Here is a 17710-nt window from a genome sequence, read left to right on the forward strand (position 1 = left end):
GACTGGGACAAGGCCATCGCGCACCTCTCACTCAACGAGCCTTCCTACTCGGAGAGTTGCGCGATGGCTCCTTCATGACCAGGGGTTACACCAAGATCCCTGCTACACCACTCAGCGGGACGCCATCGTCCGAGGCCGTCCTGGTGTCTCGCCGGGACAGTTGGCGTTGGTCTGCGTCCTGCAGTTCGCTGAGAACCTGACCGACCGCCAGGCCGCTCACGCCACACGCGCAAGGATCGACTGGAAGTATCTCCTCGGCGTCGAGCGAGCCACGCGAAGATCCGCGTGGCGATTGGGCAGAGCGGGCGCACGAGCATAAGTACCCAGGTGCCCTACCTGCGCGGAGGAACATCGTCCCTGGTCAGGGGCGGTGCAACCATTCTGGGGCGGTACGCCCGCCAAGGATGCCCACGCGGCTAGAAACCAAGCTCAGCGCCGCCCCGCTCCCGGGTCGTTCCAGGCCGAGGCCAGCCAGGCCAGGTCGGCTCCGGCCTGGTGGCGGGCTGTCTGCTCGGTTGCGAACAGCTCCTCCGTCTTCGTCAGCACGAGTGTGTACGGACGTCCCTGCCGCCTGGTCTGGTGGCGCACCGGCAGCGCGGCCGAGTCGATTGCGCCGTGCACATGCCGACGGCCGTCCTTCGCGAGCGGCCATTCGAGGACTCGCCGCTCCCGGGAACGGACAAACGTGCCCAGGCTGTCGCACAGCTCGCAGCCGCAGCCGGTCCACGCGATCGACCAGTCGTCCTTGTCACGCGGCGCTCGTGCGGCGATCGTGCGGAGCCGGTCCACGCAGTCCCGCGCGACCTCATCGAGCCCGGCCGCCCGCCGGGCATCCGCCGACAGTACGTCCGCCGAACGGCGCAGCATCGGGACAAGGCACTCCAGCACCCTGTCCCCGTACCCGCGCAGCACTGTTCGGATCCCGCTCCGCAGCTCTTCGTCGGCCGCCTCCAGGATGCGTGCCAGCGGCGGAGCCAGCTGCTCCAGCTGGGCACGACGGATTTCGGCCGGTCCGGTCGCGGTCCACAGTCGCAGGTCGTGGTCCACCGCGTCCCAACCCCCGGCGAGCAGGGCCCGCGCCACCGCTGCGCTCCGGTGGGAGCGCAGCGCCGCGCACAGCTCCGGAAGCCCCTCCGTCCACGCGTAACGGTGCGTTTCGAAACGGTGGTCCGATCCGAACCAGCCGTCGACGACCCGAAGCGCCCACTGGGTGCCGTACCGATCGGCTGCCGCGGCCAGCCCGGCCGCGTGCTCCGGTGCGAGCGCGCCCACCCTGAAGGGCTCCAGCAGCATCGCCGCGGTCTCGGCCGCCTCCAGACCTGCGGCCACGTGCAACGCGCGCTCCAGCAGCGCGGGTTGCGATCCGTTCCGCTTCCAGAACGGCGCGAGGGACTGCGCCGCAGTGCGCGCCCCGTCCAGGTCGCCCCCGGCGATGCGGTCGCACAGCTCCTCAAGAGCCCACTGCGATCCGGCTTCGCCGCGCGCCGCGAAGGCCCGCTCGCGCGGCCACACGACGACCGCGGCGCGCCGGTACCACCGGTCCAGGGTGTTGCCGTAGTTGCCCATGTAGCCCTCGTACTGGGACTCATAAGGCGTGAGGTCAGCGCTCGGGGTGCTCGTGCAGGACTCGTAGTCGTGGATGTACAACGAGATTGCTTCGCCTCCCTTGCCGTCCGGGCCGGTCCACCAGCTGAGAGTGATCTCATCGTCGATCAGGTCGCCGAGATCGTAGTCGCCGTCCTCAGTGGCACCGTCGTCCTCGTCCTCATCCTCGTCGTACCCGTAGTCGTCCCAGGGGTCGTCGCCGACGGGCTGGGCATCCCAGGTCTGCTTCACCTCGGCGAGGGCGAGCACCGACTCGCACCCGGCCTGTTCGGCGGCGGCGCGCAGCAGCGCGACACGCTCCGAGTCTGCACCCTTGAGCCGGCTCCAGCTCAGGCCACGCTGGGTGTACTCGTGGTCGAGCAGGTACACGAGACGGTTCGGCGGGTCGAGGGCCCGTCCCCCGTAACGCGGCGTGGACGGCCTGCTGAAGTGCTGCCCCAGGCAGTGCGCCAGCTCGGCGAGCGGGGCGGCTTCCGGCTCGGAAGTACCGGGATCGGCAAGCAGGTTGAAGGTGAGCGTCACCCGGTGTCCGGAGGTGACCGGGGTGACCTCGTGTCGGCAGTCGGCGTAGAACGCGAGGAGGGTCAGGTCCTGCTTCGACGCACGGTAGGCCCTGCTCTGCCCGGCGTGGTCGATGACCAGTTCGCCGCCGGCGTGCGCCGAAGGCAACGACAGCACCAGCGTGCCCACCATGGCGTCGTCCTTCTCCGAATCCTGGTGCGGGAGGAAGAACTGCCCCTTGCCGTACACCAGCATCGCGTGCAGCTCGGCCCGCAGCCGTGTGGACGCGGGGAGCCCGAGCTCTTCCCGGAAGTGCTCCAGCGCGCCGCGCAGCAGTGCCGGCCAGGCGGGGCCGCCGACCGTGACCTGCTCTGGAGAGATCTCCCAGGTGTCACGGACGCCGGTGTCGCTCAACGTCTCCTCGCCGCGCCCGAACCTCGCCGGGCGCGCCACCGCGATCAGCTTCTTCGCCATCGGTGCACGCAGCGGAAGGCTCACCGGTCCGACCCCGGCCACCTCGAGACCGAAGCCGTGCACAGGCGCCTCGAGCTGGGCGCTGAAGGACCCCGCCGAACCAGAACCGCCCAGCAGTTGAGCCAGCCGCTGCCGCGCGCTCCCCGCCATCCGCCTGCTCCTCTCGATTCCCGCCTGAACGCCGCAGACCGATTCCCGCCTGAACGCCGCAGACGGTCCGATCCTACGGCGCGGCCAAAAGGACGACGGCGCCCAGCACCCGGCGGTGGGCAGCACCGGTGGCCTCTACCGAATGGGTGAGCTCTCGGCCGGCGAACCGGTCCAGGCGCTGGCGGCGGCAGCTGCGGGGTGTGCGGCGGTGCGCGGGGCCGCAGCACTGACCAGGTGGGTGGGGTTGGCCGGGCGCGGACGGAAGTTGAGTGCCGCCGGGGCGCTGCGGCGGCCGGATGTGCCCGAGCTGGGGCGGGTACTGGGCGTGGACGTCCCCGGCAAGGTGCGGTCGGTGGCGGACCTGCCGCAGGTCCAGGGACCGTGGGCGGCGGCATTGGCACTCGGGCTGCTGCGCCAGCCTTGGTCGGATGGAGCCCCCTGGTTCCTGCTCCTGGAGTCCTTCGGCGCGGTGGAGTTGGGCGAACCGGTGGACGACCGGTTCGGAGGCCGCGAGTTCCGCAGTGCCACGTTGACTGTGCTGGGCCGCTGGGCCGCCGTGCAGTTGCGGGCCGAGCTGCCGCGCAAGGTGACGGCCGATCTGTCCGCCGCCGAGGTACTGGACCTGATGCTGGTGGCGGTGTGTCGGAGGTCGTGCAGGCCGATGCGGAGCAGGCCGGCCTCTGCGGTGCGCTTGCGCAACTGGTCGAGGACCCACTCAGAAGTTCCCGGCGTTCCTGGCCTCCCGGACTTGCCGGCCAAGCGCGTTCGACGTTACCGCCGCCCCCGGCCGTCGACCCGCAGCAACCTTCCGGGCACCGCCATCCAGGCTGCGACGTTGCGTCAGCCCAACGCACGGTCGAGGTTGAAGGCGGCGCTGATCAGCGAGAGGTGGGTGAATGCCTGGGGGAAGTTGCCGAGCTGTTCGCCTGTCGGGCCGATCTCCTCGGCGAACAGACCGAGGTGGTTGGCGTAGGTGAGCATTTTCTCGAAAGCGAGCCGGGCCTCCTCCAGCCGGCCTGCGCGGGCCAGCGCCTCCACGTACCAGAACGAGCAGATCGAGAAGGTGCCCTCGGAGCCGCGCAGGCCGTCGGGGCTGGCGGTCGGGTCGTAGCGGTAGACCAGCGAGTCGGAGACCAGGTCCACGGTGAGCGCGTCCAGGGTGGAGAGCCACTTGGGGTCGGTGGGCGAGATGAACTTGGCCATCGGCATCATCAGCAGCGAGGCGTCCAGCTCACCCTTGTCCAGAGCCTGGACGAACGCGCCCCGCTGGGCCGACCAGCCGCGCTGCATGATCTGCCGGTAGATCGCATCCCGGGACTCCCGCCAGCGGGGCAGGTCGGCCGGCAGGCCGCGGCGGTTCGCCATCCGCATCGCCCGCTCCAGCGCCACCCAGCACATCAGCCGCGAGTACACGAAGTCCCTCCGGCCCGCACGGGTCTCCCAGATTCCCTCGTCGGGCTGGTCCCAGTGCTCGCAGAGCCAGTCCGCCACCGCGCCGACCTCGTCCCAGCGGGCGCTGCTGATCGGCTGCCCCCACTTGTCGTACAGGTAGACGGAGTCGATCAGGGCTCCGTAGATGTCCAGCTGGAGCTGGCCGGTGGCGGCGTTGCCGACCCGGACCGGTGCGGAGCCGAGGTAGCCCTCCAGGTGCGGCAGCTCGTACTCGGGTAGCTCGCTGCGCCCGTCGATGCCATACATGATCTGCAGCGGGCCGGTCTCCCCGGTGCCGCACATGATGCCGCCCTCGCCGAGGAACCCCATGAACGCCTCGGCCTCCGAGGTGAACCCCAGGCGCAGCATGGCGTAGACGCAGAAGGCGGCGTCGCGGACCCAGACGTACCGGTAGTCCCAGTTGCGCTCGCCGCCGATCTGCTCGGGCAGGCTGGTGGTCGGTGCGGCGACAATCGCACCGGTCGGCGCGTAGGTGAGCAGCTTCAGCACCAGCGCGGAGCGGTGCACCATCTCCCGCCAGCGCCCGTGGTAGCGCGACCCGGCCAGCCAGCGGCGCCAGAACCGGACGGTCGCCTCAAACTGCTCCTCCGCCTCGGCATGCGGACACGACCGGGCCGGGACGTCGTCTCCGATCTGGTCGAGGGCGAACACGACAGACTCGCCCTCAAGGAGCTTGAAGTGCGACCACACGTCCAGGCCGTCGCTCTCCAGCGGTGCGGTGGCGGTCAGCGCGAGCGTCAGTGACGGGGAGCGGAACACCGCCTGGTTGCCTTCGAGGTGAGCGGTGTGCGCTTCGGCGCCGTAGCCGAAGCGCGGGGCGATCCGCGCCCTGAACGGGAGGGCCCCGCGGACGCAGATCACCCGCCGGATCAGCCGGTGCCGGGCCGCCTCGCGCGACTCGTCGACCACCGGCATGAAGTCCTGGATCTCCGCCACCCCGTCTGCGGCGAAGAATCGCGTGATCAGGACGTTCGTGTCGGGGAAGTAGAACTGCCTGGTGCGTGTCGGGACCTCGGCGGCCAGCTCGAACGAGCCGCCCCGGTCGGCGTCGAGGATGGCCGCGAACACACTGGGCGCGTCGAAGCGCGGGCAGCAGTACCAGTCGATGGTGCCGTTCGTGCCGACCAGCGCGGCCGTACGAAGATCGCCGATCAGGCCGTGCTCGGAGATCGGCATGTAGCGGCCGTCCGCCTGCTCGAAGCCAGTCGTGTCGAACGCCATATCGGCCTCCCTGCCGCTGCGGCGCGGGCCTGGAGAAGTAGCCTCGCTCTTCATGCTAGATCGCCCACTCGAGGCGTGGGCCTGGCGGAGCCGGCCCGCCGGGCCCAGCTCACCGACCAGCTCCACGAAGTCGACCTCGTGATCCGCAAGGCCGGCCAATGACCCCGCCCACGGTCTCCGTCATGACGGAGCAGGCCCTGCGCGAGGCGATGGAGCGGCTGTTCGCCGGCAAGCCGGCCCGCACCGACGGCAAACTGGCCGAGAACAACCTCTGGCGCGAGGCCGGCGTCAGCCGAGCCACCATGAACCGCGCCGCCGCCGTCCTTGCCGAGTGGGACAGCCGCATCGGCCAGAGCCCGGCCGGCAGGCGCGACCAGAAGCAGACCGAGGAGATCACCCGTCTCCGTCGACAGCTCAAGGACAACCGGCAAGACCGCCGGCGCCTCCACGACCAGGTCGACGCCGCCGCCACCGTTATTGCGGCTTTGCTCGCCGAGGACGCAGCTATGCGCGAGCAGCTCATCAAACGCTCCGCCGTCGTCGTCCCGCTCCCGCAAGGTCCTCCGCGAGTGAGCTGCGACTGCCGACTTTGAGGCAGGGCGGTTCCGCCGCTGGGACTGTGGCGTCGGCGTCGGCGACGAGGCCCTCGCTCAGGTGCTTGGTCTGGTCCTGGATCGGGCGGACGGCCTCGCCGCCCGCCGACCGGGCCCGTCAGCCGCCAGTCGAGGTACAGACGAACGGCGCCACCGGCCGGGCCTTCACCGACACCACTGCGGGCATCGCGCCCGTTGCCGCCAGGGTTCGCCGGCATGCAGATGGTCGGCGGTGTTGCCACTGGTACGGCCGGGCATCGTTCCGCCTCCTCCGGACCCGAATCCTCACCCGACCCTGAGATTCACGGACGCGCGGGCAGAGCCATTTTTTCGCGGATCCTCATCACCGACGCCTTCGCCGGGGCGATCAGGGCCTGGCTGGGCGATCCGCCGGTCTCGAAGGGTGACCTGGTCGCCGCGGCCGTGGCGTGTGCACCCGCGTGCCGGGCGGCCGTGGCGGAGCGCTCGGACCCGTCGCGCTAGGACGGTTGGCTGCTCCCGCCGACGAAGGTGTAGAGCTCTACGATGACGCCGTCCTTGCAGCGGGCGATGTCCATTCCGGTCGCGACGGGCGGTTGACCGGCGGGGCCGACCTGGAAGCCGAGGTGGCCGAGGTCGTCGTTGACAGAGACGGGGCCGTCGGGCCGGAAGACCCAGTCCGGGGTCTGCGCACGCAGCTCTGTAGCGCGCTGGGCGAGCGCCTCGCGGCCTCGAATGACGCGGTCGGGTTCGTGCCACACGACGTCCTGGGCGTAGGTCAGCACGATGGCCGCGTTGCGGCGCTCGGGGTCCGGTTCGTTGAAGACGGCGAGGAGGTTGCAGCGCATCAGGTCGGCGACGGCGCTGTTCATGGGCGGTCCTTCGGGTTGGAGTCAGTCATGAGTTCGACGCAATCGTTGCTTCTGCCGTACCGGATGCGGGACGTCTCTTTGGCGAACCGGGTGGTGATGGCTCCGTTGACACGGAGTCGTGCCCGCAATCGCGCCCTGTTGCCCACTGAGTTGCATGCCGCGTACTGCGCCCAGCGGGCGTCAGCGGGGTTGATCGTTTCCGAGGGGTGTGGATCAGCCGGGACGCGGTCGGATGGCATGACGTTCCGGGCCTGTGGTCGCCCACGGGCAGGATGCCGCCGGCCACATCGACTACCCGCTGCTGGAGGGCTGAGGGGCGAAGCGCACCGTCGGGCCGATCCACCTTTGTGGGGGCAGATCGGCCCGACCTGACGTGTGCCCGGGAGAGCGGCACTCGCCGGCGGGTGTCAGCCGGTGGTGAGCACCATGCGGAAGCGCGCTCTGCCGGCGAGCATCTTCTGGTACGCGTCGTTGACTTGCTCCAGCGGCACGGTCTCGGTCATCGGCCGGATGTTGTGCAGGACGCTGAAGGCCATGGCGTCCTCCACGTCCTGGGCGGTTCCGGAGGGATGGCCTCGGAGGATGCGAGCGCCCATGAGGAGTTGGGAAGGGTTGATGCCCAGCGGTGCGGTGTCGGCGCCGATGACCACCAGTTCGCCGCGGGGTGCCAGTCCGTCCACGGTGGCGGTGATGGCGTCGGAGTTTGCGGCGGTGGCGATCACGGCCTTGGCGCCGCCGAGGGCTTGCAGGGCTTCTGCGACGGGGGTGCCGGAGGTGCTGTCGAGGTAGTGGTGGGCGCCGAGTTGCTTGGCGAAGTCGGCTTTCTGGGGGCCGCGGGCGATGGCGACGGTTTCGAAGCCCATGGCGACCGCGTACTGCACCCCGAGGTGCCCGAGGCCGCCGAGGCCGAGGATCGCGACCAGGTCGCCGGGCCGGGCGGCGCTGCGGCGCAGGCCGTTGAAGACGGTCACGCCCGCGCAGGCCATCGGTCCGGCGTCGGTGGCTGACAGTGCGTCGGGGATGCGAGCCAGGGCGTCGGCGGGCGCGATCACCTTCTCGGCGAAGCCTCCGTCGTAGGTCCAGCCGGGGACCTTCAGATTCCGGCAGACGATGAAGTCGCCGTCCCGGCAGGGCTTGCAGTGTCCGCAGCTGCCGCCGAACCAGCCGACCGCGACCCGGTCGCCGACCTGCCAGCCGCGGTCGGACGTGCCGTCGCCGAGTTCTTCGACGCGTCCGGCGATCTCGTGCCCGGGGACCTCGGGGAAGGTGACGCCGGGCAGTGCGCCGCTGACGAAGGCGGCGTCGGTGTGGCAGACGCCGCACGCCTCGACGGCGATTCTGACCTGACCGGGACCCGGTTGCGGCACCTGGCGCTCGGTGAGTTCGAGTGTGCCGTTCGGGGTGTTGACCTGTGCGACTCGGTACGTGCTCATGTTCGGCGCTCCTTGGGGAAGTCGTTGCCGTTTTGCCGTACATCGGCAGGGCTGTTCCTGGGGGTCTCTAGTCGATGAAGACGCTCCATGCGTTGTCGGTGGGCGGGGGCCGCCTGCTGTCACTGGCCTCCTGGATGAACCGGCCGGTGATCTCGTGCGAGATGATCTTCAGGCCGTCCCGGTTCAGCAGGTGGGCCGCCCCGATGTGGTCGGAGTGGGCGTGGCTGTAGATCAGGTGCGTGAGCGGCTTCGCGGTGACCTCTGCGACGGCCGCCGGCAGCTGCTCTTCCAGGGCCGGAGGAGCGTCCACGAGGACGACGCCCTTCTTGGTCACCACGAACATCGTGTTGATCATCCCTTGAGTGATGCCGTAGACACCGCAGCCGAGATCTGTGACGGCATGGCCGGATGCGGGGATGTCCGCACCTTGAGCGAACTCCGGCAGAGGTGCGAATTCCGTCATGTGCGGTCTCCTCGTCTGCTCGTCACGTCAGCCCGCCCCCAGGGGGGCGATGCCCCCGCCTTGGCCGGGGCGGGGTCAGGATGCCTGGTTGCAGAGGACATCGACGTAGGTGCGGGCGTCCACCTCGGTCAGCGTCCAGGGCAGGAAGATGACCCGGTAGATGATCGGGCTCACGACCCGGTCGATGACCTGGTCGCCGGTGAAATTGCTGCCCGGTCGGGCGGCGAAGGCGGCGGCTTCCGCCCGCCGGTCGCGCAGGCAGTCCGACTCGCTCTCACCGGCCGCGGCGGCACCGCCCCGCAGCAGCGACGCGTTCACCGGCTTGCCGTAGTGGCTGATCAGCTCCTGCGCCCATGCGGTCAGGTCCGCCCGCAGGTCCCCGCTGTCGGGAAGGCTCCGTTCCGGGTCGAGCCGGTAGGTCGCCAGGTCGTTGATCATGGTCCGGACATCGCCCCAGCGCCGGTAGATGCTGGAGTGATTCACTCCCGCACGCTCCGCGACCAGCGGGATCGTGACGGCGTCGCTGCCGCGTTCGGCGATCAGTTCCTCGACGGCCTTCCTGATGGACGCCAGCACCAGGGCACTGCGGCCGCCTGTGCGCCGCCGCGGGATCGATTCTGCATCCATGTGACCACTGTAACGCACAACTCTTGGCATTAGCGCGCGCTCGGGTCTATGCTGCATTTAACGCACAGCAATTGGCATTAGGAGGCTTGCAATGTCCCCCAGCGCCACCCGGCCGGACCGCATCACCGGCCCCGCCTCCATCCAGTCCGCCCGGCCCCGCCGACTGCTCCCTTCCTCTGCGGCATTCGCTGGTTCGGCCGCCGCTTTCGCGGCCCTCTACGTCGCCGCGGGCGCCCCTACGCCGCTGCTGGTCGTCCTCGAACAGCAGTGGCACTTCCCTCCGTGGGTACTGACGGTCGCCTTCGCCTCCTACGCGCTCGGGCTGCTGGCGGCACTGCTGGTCGCCGGATCACTGTCCGACCACGTCGGACGCCGCCCCGTCCTGATCGGATCGCTCGTGGTGGAACTCGGCGCGATGCTGCTGTTCGTCTTCGCCGTGAACATCGGCTGGGTCATCGCCGCCCGCACCATCCAGGGCGTCGCCACCGGCGCCGCGACGAGCGCCTTCTCCGCCTCGATCGTGGAACACGCCCCGGAACGGCACAAGAAGCTCGCCACCATCATCACCAGCGTCGCCCCCGCCGGCGGACTCGGTGTCGGCGCCCTGCTGACCGGTGCAACAATCCAGTTCAGCAGCCACGCCACGCTGATCGTCTTCACGGCTCTTGCGGTCGTCATGGCCGTCGGCGCCGGCATCGCCGCCTCCTCCGCAGAGACGGCCACCCCCCGTCCCGGGGCGGCCCGCTCCCTGATCCCGCGCGTCGTGGTGCCCGCGGCCGCGCGCCGGGAGTTCCTGGCAGGCATCCCCGCGCACATGGCCGCATGGATGCTGGCCGGTCTGTTCATGGGGCTGGTGCCCACCATCATCCGGGATCTGCTGGGTCTGCACAGCGGCCTCCTGAACGGCGCCACCGCCTTCGTCGAACCCGCGGCAGCAGCGGTGGCCGGCCTGTTCCTCGGGCGTCTGACGGCACGACGCACCATAGTCGTCGGCGCCGTCGGCGTCCTGCTGGGAACAGCCGTCATCGAATCCGGTGTCGCCACCGGCATCCTGGCCCTGCTGTGGGCCGGCGGCATCATCGGCGGGGTGGGCTTCGGAGCCTCCTTCTCCGGAGCCATCCGCACCATCGCCCCGCTCGCGCAGCCCCACCGGAGGGCGGCACTGTTCGCGGCCGTCTACCTGGTCGCGTACCTCAGCTTCGGCATACCGACGATCATCGCAGGACTCCTGATCGCCCCGATCGGACTCCTGCACACCGTCCTCGGCTACGGCATCGCCGTCATCCTCGCAGCCGCCCTCGCGATCCTCGCCCAGCACCGCCTCACCCACCGCGCACCCGGATAGCCCCCGGGCTGGTGCGAAGAATGAGGGCGACCGGCCGGAAGACGGCGGCCTGAAGCCCTGTTTTCGCCTGCCCCGAGGCACCGTGGCCGCAGAAGCCTGGAGTTGCGGCTGGAGTTGTTGAGTGCTGCACGCCACGGTTCGGAAGGGATCGCCGATTGTCACCGACGGTGACTCAGGGGCCGGAGCTTCTCCGGCGGCGCGGGGATGCCAGGCCTGTAGTGGCCCGCTGAGGATGTGCTGCTTGTGTCCGTCCGGGGAGGAAGCGGGCTGCGGGCACTGTCGGAGCCGGGCAACGGCCCTTGGCCGGCCGGATGGTGAGCGACGTGCGAGGTTGGGCGGACAGGGGTGGGCGCGAGCGTGGGACGCCGGGGGTTCCGGTTGTTCAGGCAAGGAGGAGGGCAAAGTGACGGAAGGCACCGCCCGGACCTCGCGGGCGGTGCCGTGGCCTGTGCCTGCCGTCAGGAGAGCAGGCCGTTGTAGTCCGGCAGCTTGAAGGTCTGCTCGGCGTGGCCGCCGTTGATGTCGGTCCAGTTGTTGCCGATGTTGGCGATGATCGTGTAGCCCTCGTTCTCCACCTTGATCCGCTGGTTCGTCTTGAACTGCTGGACCGGCTCGAACAGATCGCTGACGTCCCGTCCGCGCAGCTCGTCCACGGTGTAGCCGGCCTCGGCCAGGCTGTGACGGGTGATCGGGTCGATGAAGTCCAGCCGCGCGGTGACGAAGATCAGCGCGACGCCGCGCGAGTGGGCGTACTGCGCCAGCTGCACGACCGGTGCGATGCCCGGCATCGTGAACGGGTGGAAGTGCGTGGCGAGCGTGGTGTTGTCGATGTCGAACACGATCGCGAGGTGCTGGTCCGTGGGCTGGGCCGTGCGCTGCTCGACGTATGCGCGGGCCGGCGCGATCGCGGTGCTCACGTCGGTCAGCCACTGCTCTTCGGTCACCGTTCCGGTGCTCGCGGTGCCGGTGCTTGCGGTGTTGGTGCTCGCGGTGCCGGCGCTCGCCGGGGCGGCCGCCGCCGGGTGCGCCGGGGCGGCGATCGCGGGGGCGGCGAGGCCGGTGGTGATCGCGGCCGTCAGGGCCGCGGTGGTGACGAACTTCGCCTTGATGCTCATGTCTGGGGCTCGGCCTTTCTTCTGCTGAGGCGTGAACCGGCTCGTGGGTGAGAGGTCGCCTTCCGGGTGTCGCGAGGGCATGCCGGATGCGGCCCACTGGGCGCCCAATAAAACTAGAGCCAGTAGTTTTAGCTCGGCATGAAGGTACACCAGTCCGCGTTCGCGGTCCGACGCCGGGGGCAAGGGCGGGCGCGGGGGTGCGACGACGCACCTCAGGTGCCGGCCGGTTCTGGCTGACGCTACGTCAGTTGTGCCGCTGGGGCCGCAGGCTGTTCAGGATCTCCTCGAAGCCGCGGATCAGGATGGTCAGGCCGGTCTCGAAGGCGAGGTCGCTGAGGTTCGGCGGGGCGGTGAGGATGGGTTCCAGGCCGGGCGGCAGGCCTTCGGCCGGCAGTGACAGCTCGCGCGGCAGGCCGAAGTCGAGGGCCGCGCCGGCGAGGAAGTACTCGAGGCACTGCACGATCGGTGCCAGGCGGTCCTCCGGCCAGCCCGCCTCGCGCAGCACTGCGAGGGTGTTGGCGTAGCTCTGGAACGCGGCGATGGATCGCGTCGGCCGTGTCACCAGCAGTGGAACCATGTTCGGGTGGGCGGCGAACGTTGCGCGGTAGGTGCGTGCCCAGCTGTCGAGCGCGGCGGTCCAGGGGCGGATGGTCGGGTCGAGATCCATCTCGGCGACGATGAGCTCGCTGATCCCGTCGACGATCTCGGCGCGGCTGGAGACGTAGTTGTAGAGGGACGGGCCCTTGACGCCCAGTCGGGCCGCGAGTCGGGTGGTCGACAGGGCCTCGGCGCCCTCCTCGTCGACCAGGGCGAGAGCGGCTTCCATGATCCCGTCCCGGGTCAGCAGCGGCCGTGACGGCCTGCCCATCTCGCCCTCCTCTCGCTGTCCGAGTCCGTCCACCCCGGTGCTGGGCTGTGAACGCGGACTAGTGTACGTTCTCGCCAGGCGAAACTACTGGCTCTAGTTTTATGGGGCGCCGGGTGGATCCTGCCTGGTGGCACCCCGTGCTGCCAGGCATGGCCGCGGAGAACAACTTGTCTCCGCCGGCTTGGCCGACGGCGGACTTCGGCTGCCACCCGCGCGATCCCTCAACTTGCCGGAACCCGCTGCGGTTTCTCCCGTGGTGGACCTCGCCGACGCGAAGTCTGGCATGCCCTTGACATTTCATTGGCATGTCAACAGTCCTCTGTCCGCCTTTCGCCGAAGGTGACCCTCCGCATGTCCATGCGCACCCTCGCGCTGCCCGCGCTCGCCGCATCCGTTGTGCTCTCGCTCAGCGCCTGCGATCCGACGGCGCCGGCCGCCCAGTCCGCCAGCCCTTCCAGCGCGGCCGCCCTGGCCGCATCCACCACGACCGACGGGAACCCGTCGGACTCGCAGACCCCCTCGGGAAGCCAGCGGGTGACCCTGGTGACTCCCGCCGCCGACCAGGCGCAGGCCGGATCGTCAGCCGGAGCGCCGACCGGAGCACCGACCGGATCCGCGATCGCATCGCCTGCCGGACCGTCCACCGGCCCGACCGCTCCGACTGCGGCGCAGGCCGCCCCGAGCGCCGCCGGCCCCGCCGTCGCCGGCACGCCCGCGCCGAACTCGGCGCCGACCGGCCCGGTCCCGTCGGGGGCGCCCGCGACGGCCGGCACCCCCGACCTCAAGCTGGACTCCTACGACCAGCAGAGCGGCAAGGTCGTCCTCGCCGCCGCCGACAGCGGCAACCCTGGCACCCCCAGCCCGGCCGCCTCGGCCGCTGCCACCGCTGCCGTCCGGCCCGGCGAGCTGATCGACAGTCCGCCGTCGGCCGCCGCACCGCACGGAGCGCTGCTCGCCATCACCGAGGTCAAGTCGGCCGCCGACGGCAAGGTCGCAGCCAGCACCCGCCCGGCCACCATCTCCGAACTGCTCGGCCGGACCTGGGCCGACATCAAGAGCGCCCTCGACCCGCACAAGATCCAGGTCACCCCGAAGCTCAAGGACCTCAAGGCCTCCTACGTCCCGAACCCCGACGGTGGCAACGGCTCCGCCTCGGCCGCCCTGGAACTGGACGCCAACGACTCCGTCCCGCTGCCCGGCGGGGCCACGGCCACGCTCAGCGGCTCGCTGGAACTCGACCCCAGCGTCACCTTCTCCTACCACGGCGCCAACGGCATCCTCGGTGCCGACCGGGCCAAGGTCGGCTTCGACCTCGGCGCGCACGCCAACTGGCACCTCACCGCGAGCCTTTCCGGCTCCACCGGCCAGGTGAAGATCCCGATCGCCACCCTCACGGCCACCCCCACGGTCATGGTCGGCCAGGTGCCCGTCGTGATCACCCTCAACCTGACCGTCTACGCCGAGGTCAGTGCCGACGGCACCGTGACCGTCGACACCACGCAGCAGGTCGACGGCGACTGGGGGATCCACGCCGACTACACCAAGGCGGGTGGCTGGACCTCCGCGACCGAACCCGTCACCACCAAGGTCTCCCCGGTCAAGGCGACATTCACCGGCACCGCCAACGTGCGCAGCGGCCTGGTCGCGGACGGCTCCGTCGCGCTCTACGACAGCCTGGGCGTGAAGGCGACCGTCGAGCCGTACCTGCGGGCGGCCGTGGACGGCCGGGTCAGCATCGACAGCAGCGCCGGCAAGCCCACCGTCACCGGCACGGCCGGCCTCTACGGCGGGCTCGACGTGACCGGAGCCGTGCTGGCGCGCATCGCCATCCTCGGCACCCCGCTGCTGGAGAAGGACCTGCCGTTCAAGCAGTACCACAACGAATGGCCCATCATCACCCGCTCGGTGGGCAACGCGACGCCGAACACCACTGCCACACTCGCTCGCTGACGACCAGTCACACGCTGCCGCGCCCGGGCCAGCCGTTCCGCCCGGGCGCGGCAGCCGCGCGCCCGGCAGGATCGGGCGCGCAGCATCGTGCCGGTGCCGGCCTGCGCGCCGGTCATCGCCGCTGTCGGACCTTGTACACGGCGTCCAGCGCCAGCAGTGCGCCGCCCCGCACGGTGCCCGCGAGGCCGAGCCGGGAGAGGGCGAGCCGATCGTGAAACGCCTGGTCGGCAGAGGCATCCTCACCGAGACCGAACCCGGCCTGTTCACCCAGCCCCGCCCATAACCCCCGTCGCGGACCCCCGACCAGCGAACCTCACCCAGCCCCGATCACGTTGCTCATCAGGTGTTCTTCCTTGATCGGGAGTTACACCGATGACGGTGCAGACCCAAGCACGGTGCCCGGTGGCGGGGATCAGGAAGACGAGGTTCGTGCGCTCCGGTGGTTGGGGCCGGTCAGGAAGATGTAGCCGCTGACGGCCAGGACCCAGAAGGGGAAGACCAGTTCGGACCAGTCGATGTGGACGAACAGCAGCACCAGCGCGACGAGGTAGCCGAGCCGGACGAGCCAGCGGGGGAAGACGCCCAGACCGTGCCCGATCGTCGTGGTCGACAGGGTCAACACCGCGGCCATGCGCGTGCAGTAGCTGGAGAGCAGTGTGAGGGTGAGCTGACGGCCGTACTGCCACAGGTGCAGTTGGGAAGACGTCTGGGACGTGTCGGCCGAGGACAGAAGACCGTAGGCCGCTGCCGAGAGAGCGAAGAGCATGGCCACGAACAGCAGCCCGCCGCCCAGGAAGAGGGTGGCGAAGAACTTGTCTTCCGCCTTCCCGAAGTAGTCCCGCGCCGCACCCATGAACCACAGAAAGAAGATCCCGGCGAACGGGACCAGGTCCAGTGCGACCCGCAGGGCATCCCGGCGCGAAGAGTCGGTGACCCAGCTGCCCGCACCACTCGGATCGGCAGGGACCGTGCTGCGCACCAGGACCATGACGGCGGCCAGCAGCAGGGCGGAGATCACACCCGCCACCCCCGCGGCGCGCGGTGTCCGCAACGCTCCTCCCGGCGACGCATCAACGGATCGCAAGTCGTCCTCCTCCCGGCGGGCACCACTACGGATGTACCGGTCAGCGCCGAAATGCGCCCCTGGCAGACCGCCCACGGCAAGCGCGAAAGCCACCGCCGACCGCCTATCGTGCCGTGCAGCCACCTGGCGCACCGCCCCGGGACACACCACTCAAGGTGACGACCACCCTCATGGCCCACCCGAATCGCGGGCCGTCAGGGTAGGCACTTGACCTGTAGCGGCGCCTTCATCAGTGCAGATGGCTACGAGGCTGCAAAGCAACTGTGAGAGGGCATTTGGTGTGAACGGATTACCCTTTATGCCCTAGTAAGTTCCTCGCCAGGTTGGCGTGGAACAACGCAGGTAGGCATGGGCGCAGAGTGTGCGCGCTGTTCTGTTCGGGCGGGGCTGCGGCCGGTCTCACTGAGGGGCCGCCTACCGTTCTGGCACGGCGAGGTGATCGGCGGTGCCGCCGCGCCACTCGACCAGGAAGAGGCTCGCGTCATCGGTTGTGGTCCCACCTCTCTCCCGCATCAGGGTGTGGGAGAGGTTCCGCACCATCTCCTGCACCCCGCCACTGGCGGGCCCGACGCGCTCGATGACGGCGATCAGGCGTTCCTCGCCGAACTGCTCCCCACCGGTCTGGTGTTCCTCGACGACGCCGTCGGTGTAGAACAGCACCCGGTCGCCGCGCCGGAGCTGCCGCTCGCTGATCTGCGGTGTGTCACCGCCGAAGCCGACCGGCAGGGTTCCCGGGCTGTCCAGGGCCTGGATGACCCGGTGGTCGCGGATCAGCAACGGTGCCGGGTGGCCGGCGTTGACCCATTGCAGGTGGCCTGTTCCGATGTCGAGTCGCATCATCTGCGCTGTGACGAAGTGGTCTGGGCCGAATTGTTGGTCGATGGCGGTGTCCATGAACGCGTACAGTCCGGCGAGCCCGACGTCGGCGCGCCTGGCATGCCGGTAGGCGCCCACAGCGACGGTCGCCAGGACGGCGGCGTTCAGGCCGTGGCCCATCGCGTCGATCATGGCCAGATGCAGGACGTCGTCGTTGAGGGCGTAGTCCAGGCTGTCGCCGGCGATGTTGTAGGCGGGCTCCAGGATCCCGGCGACTGCGACCTGCGGGGTGTTCATCGCCAGCGGGGGCAGCAGCGACCACTGGATCTCCGCAGCCACGCTCATCGGCTCGCGACGCCGCGCCTGGAAGAACTGGTCCGTGTAGCCGTTCTTGGTGACCAGCATGTCGGCGACCAGTCCGGCGAGACGGCGTAGTAACCGGCGGTCATTGTCATCGACGCGGTCGAGGGTGACGGCGAGCACCCCGACCTCGTCGCTGCCGTCGAGGAGCGGCAGGAACATTCGTATGCCGTCAGCCTGCGGGTGCTCGGCAGGGGTGGCACGGAGGAAGACCTCGCCGGCCCGGGAAGCGTCGATGGGCACCGGATCCCCAACGGCGAGTCCCCTGCCGGGGAGCGGCACGAGCATGAGTTGGCCGTAGTCCTGGAGAAGGATCGAGACGTCCCGGCCACCGATCGCACGCACCTCTTCGGCCACCAGCGGAGCGATGAGCTGGGGCGGCATCTCGTGAGCCCGGTCCAGCAGATGCCCCAGCAGCCGCTCACCGAATCCTTCCGACCGGTCCACCACAGCCCTGTGGTTCCTCGGTGCGAATTCCGCCATGGACACCTCACTTTCGCGACGCAGTCCTCTTCCGCGGCCGCCTTCCTCGCCTTGCCTCCACGTGGATCGGCGCACGCCTCACCGGCATTTCCCCTGTCCAGCATGGCACCGGCCCTCACCCCGCGACACCTCAGCCAGGATCTCGTCGCCGTGGGGTGCGGCGCAGTGTATCTCTCGGATGAGTTTTCTGGTCAAACGTCACGCGTGGGGATTAATAATCCATCCGCATGGCGCGCTCGAATTCTCGCCGCGCGGAGTATTCTGGAGAGTGCCGGGAGAAGTTACCGGTAGGACGATCGCGAGGAGGCGAATATGCAGA

At 69.8% G+C, this 17710-nt stretch carries 14 protein-coding genes and 1 pseudogene; 5 read left to right on the forward strand and 10 right to left on the reverse strand.

The genetic code is table 11. From position 1 onward, the window contains the following. Window positions 1-130: 130 nt before the first annotated feature. Window positions 131-265: pseudogene (locus KV557_RS20220) on the forward strand (transposase); the annotation flags it as partial. A 164-nt stretch (window positions 266-429) separates the two neighbouring features. On the opposite strand, the gene KV557_RS20225 reads toward KV557_RS20220, so the two are convergent. Together KV557_RS20225 and KV557_RS20230 are read right to left on the reverse strand one after the other, a co-directional pair. Beyond that, window positions 430-2580 carry a 2OG-Fe(II) oxygenase gene (locus KV557_RS20225; RefSeq protein ID WP_256177704.1) on the reverse strand — a complete coding sequence of 717 codons (2151 nt, stop codon included), beginning with the start codon at window positions 2578-2580 and terminating at the stop codon, window positions 430-432. 990 nt (window positions 2581-3570) lie between these two features. Next, entirely contained in the window at window positions 3571-5403 is a 1833-nt protein-coding gene (locus KV557_RS20230; RefSeq protein ID WP_218202259.1) for a glycoside hydrolase family 15 protein, read from the reverse strand. A 182-nt stretch (window positions 5404-5585) separates the two neighbouring features. Between KV557_RS20230 and KV557_RS20235 the strand changes: the two genes are divergently transcribed. Beyond that, the gene (locus KV557_RS20235; RefSeq protein WP_256177705.1) at window positions 5586-5996 is read left to right on the forward strand and encodes a hypothetical protein; all 411 of its coding nucleotides are present in this window, start codon (window positions 5586-5588) and stop codon (window positions 5994-5996) included. Between the two features lie 479 nt (window positions 5997-6475). Here the strand turns inward: KV557_RS20235 and KV557_RS20240 are convergent, their stop codons facing one another. After that, the gene (locus KV557_RS20240) at window positions 6476-6847 is read right to left on the reverse strand and encodes a nuclear transport factor 2 family protein (RefSeq protein WP_218202263.1); all 372 of its coding nucleotides are present in this window, start codon (window positions 6845-6847) and stop codon (window positions 6476-6478) included. 96 nt (window positions 6848-6943) lie between these two features. Between KV557_RS20240 and KV557_RS20245 the strand changes: the two genes are divergently transcribed. Beyond that, entirely contained in the window at window positions 6944-7219 is a 276-nt protein-coding gene (locus KV557_RS20245) for a hypothetical protein (RefSeq protein ID WP_256177712.1), read from the forward strand. 35 nt (window positions 7220-7254) lie between these two features. Here the strand turns inward: KV557_RS20245 and KV557_RS20250 are convergent, their stop codons facing one another. The 3 genes from KV557_RS20250 to KV557_RS20260 all read right to left on the reverse strand — a co-directional run bounded on the left by KV557_RS20250 (window position 7255) and on the right by KV557_RS20260 (window position 9370). Continuing rightward, the gene (locus KV557_RS20250) at window positions 7255-8280 is read right to left on the reverse strand and encodes an alcohol dehydrogenase (protein ID WP_218202266.1); all 1026 of its coding nucleotides are present in this window, start codon (window positions 8278-8280) and stop codon (window positions 7255-7257) included. 67 nt (window positions 8281-8347) lie between these two features. After that, window positions 8348-8743 (reverse strand): MBL fold metallo-hydrolase, encoded by a 396-nt coding sequence (locus KV557_RS20255; protein WP_218202268.1) that lies wholly within the window; start codon window positions 8741-8743, stop codon window positions 8348-8350. A 75-nt stretch (window positions 8744-8818) separates the two neighbouring features. Continuing rightward, window positions 8819-9370: a TetR/AcrR family transcriptional regulator gene (locus KV557_RS20260; RefSeq protein ID WP_256177706.1), complete on the reverse strand. Its 552-nt coding sequence runs from the start codon at window positions 9368-9370 to the stop codon at window positions 8819-8821. Between the two features lie 91 nt (window positions 9371-9461). On the opposite strand from KV557_RS20260, the gene KV557_RS20265 reads away from it, so the two are divergent. Then, the gene (locus tag KV557_RS20265; RefSeq protein ID WP_218202270.1) at window positions 9462-10715 is read left to right on the forward strand and encodes an MFS transporter; all 1254 of its coding nucleotides are present in this window, start codon (window positions 9462-9464) and stop codon (window positions 10713-10715) included. Window positions 10716-11173: 458 nt separating this feature from the next. Here KV557_RS20265 and KV557_RS20270 read toward each other — a convergent pair whose 3' ends face one another. Beyond that, a complete protein-coding gene (locus KV557_RS20270; RefSeq protein ID WP_218202271.1) occupies window positions 11174-11830 on the reverse strand; it encodes an HAD family acid phosphatase in 657 nt (218 codons plus the stop codon). A gap of 244 nt (window positions 11831-12074) precedes the next feature. Continuing rightward, complete coding sequence (locus KV557_RS20275) at window positions 12075-12698, reverse strand: TetR/AcrR family transcriptional regulator C-terminal domain-containing protein (protein WP_218202273.1); 624 nt, start codon at window positions 12696-12698, stop codon at window positions 12075-12077. A 351-nt stretch (window positions 12699-13049) separates the two neighbouring features. On the opposite strand from KV557_RS20275, the gene KV557_RS20280 reads away from it, so the two are divergent. Further along, a complete protein-coding gene (locus tag KV557_RS20280; protein WP_218202275.1) occupies window positions 13050-14648 on the forward strand; it encodes a hypothetical protein in 1599 nt (532 codons plus the stop codon). Window positions 14649-15060: 412 nt separating this feature from the next. On the opposite strand, the gene KV557_RS20285 is transcribed toward KV557_RS20280, so the two are convergent. Both KV557_RS20285 and KV557_RS20290 read right to left on the reverse strand, forming a co-directional pair. Beyond that, a complete protein-coding gene (locus tag KV557_RS20285) occupies window positions 15061-15699 on the reverse strand; it encodes a hypothetical protein (RefSeq protein WP_256177707.1) in 639 nt (212 codons plus the stop codon). Window positions 15700-16146: 447 nt separating this feature from the next. Next, entirely contained in the window at window positions 16147-17391 is a 1245-nt protein-coding gene (locus KV557_RS20290; protein ID WP_218202280.1) for a PP2C family protein-serine/threonine phosphatase, read from the reverse strand. Window positions 17392-17710: the final 319 nt, after the last annotated feature.

Source organism: Kitasatospora aureofaciens (assembly GCF_019192735.1).
In the GTDB taxonomy this organism is placed as follows: domain Bacteria; phylum Actinomycetota; class Actinomycetes; order Streptomycetales; family Streptomycetaceae; genus Kitasatospora; species Kitasatospora aureofaciens_A.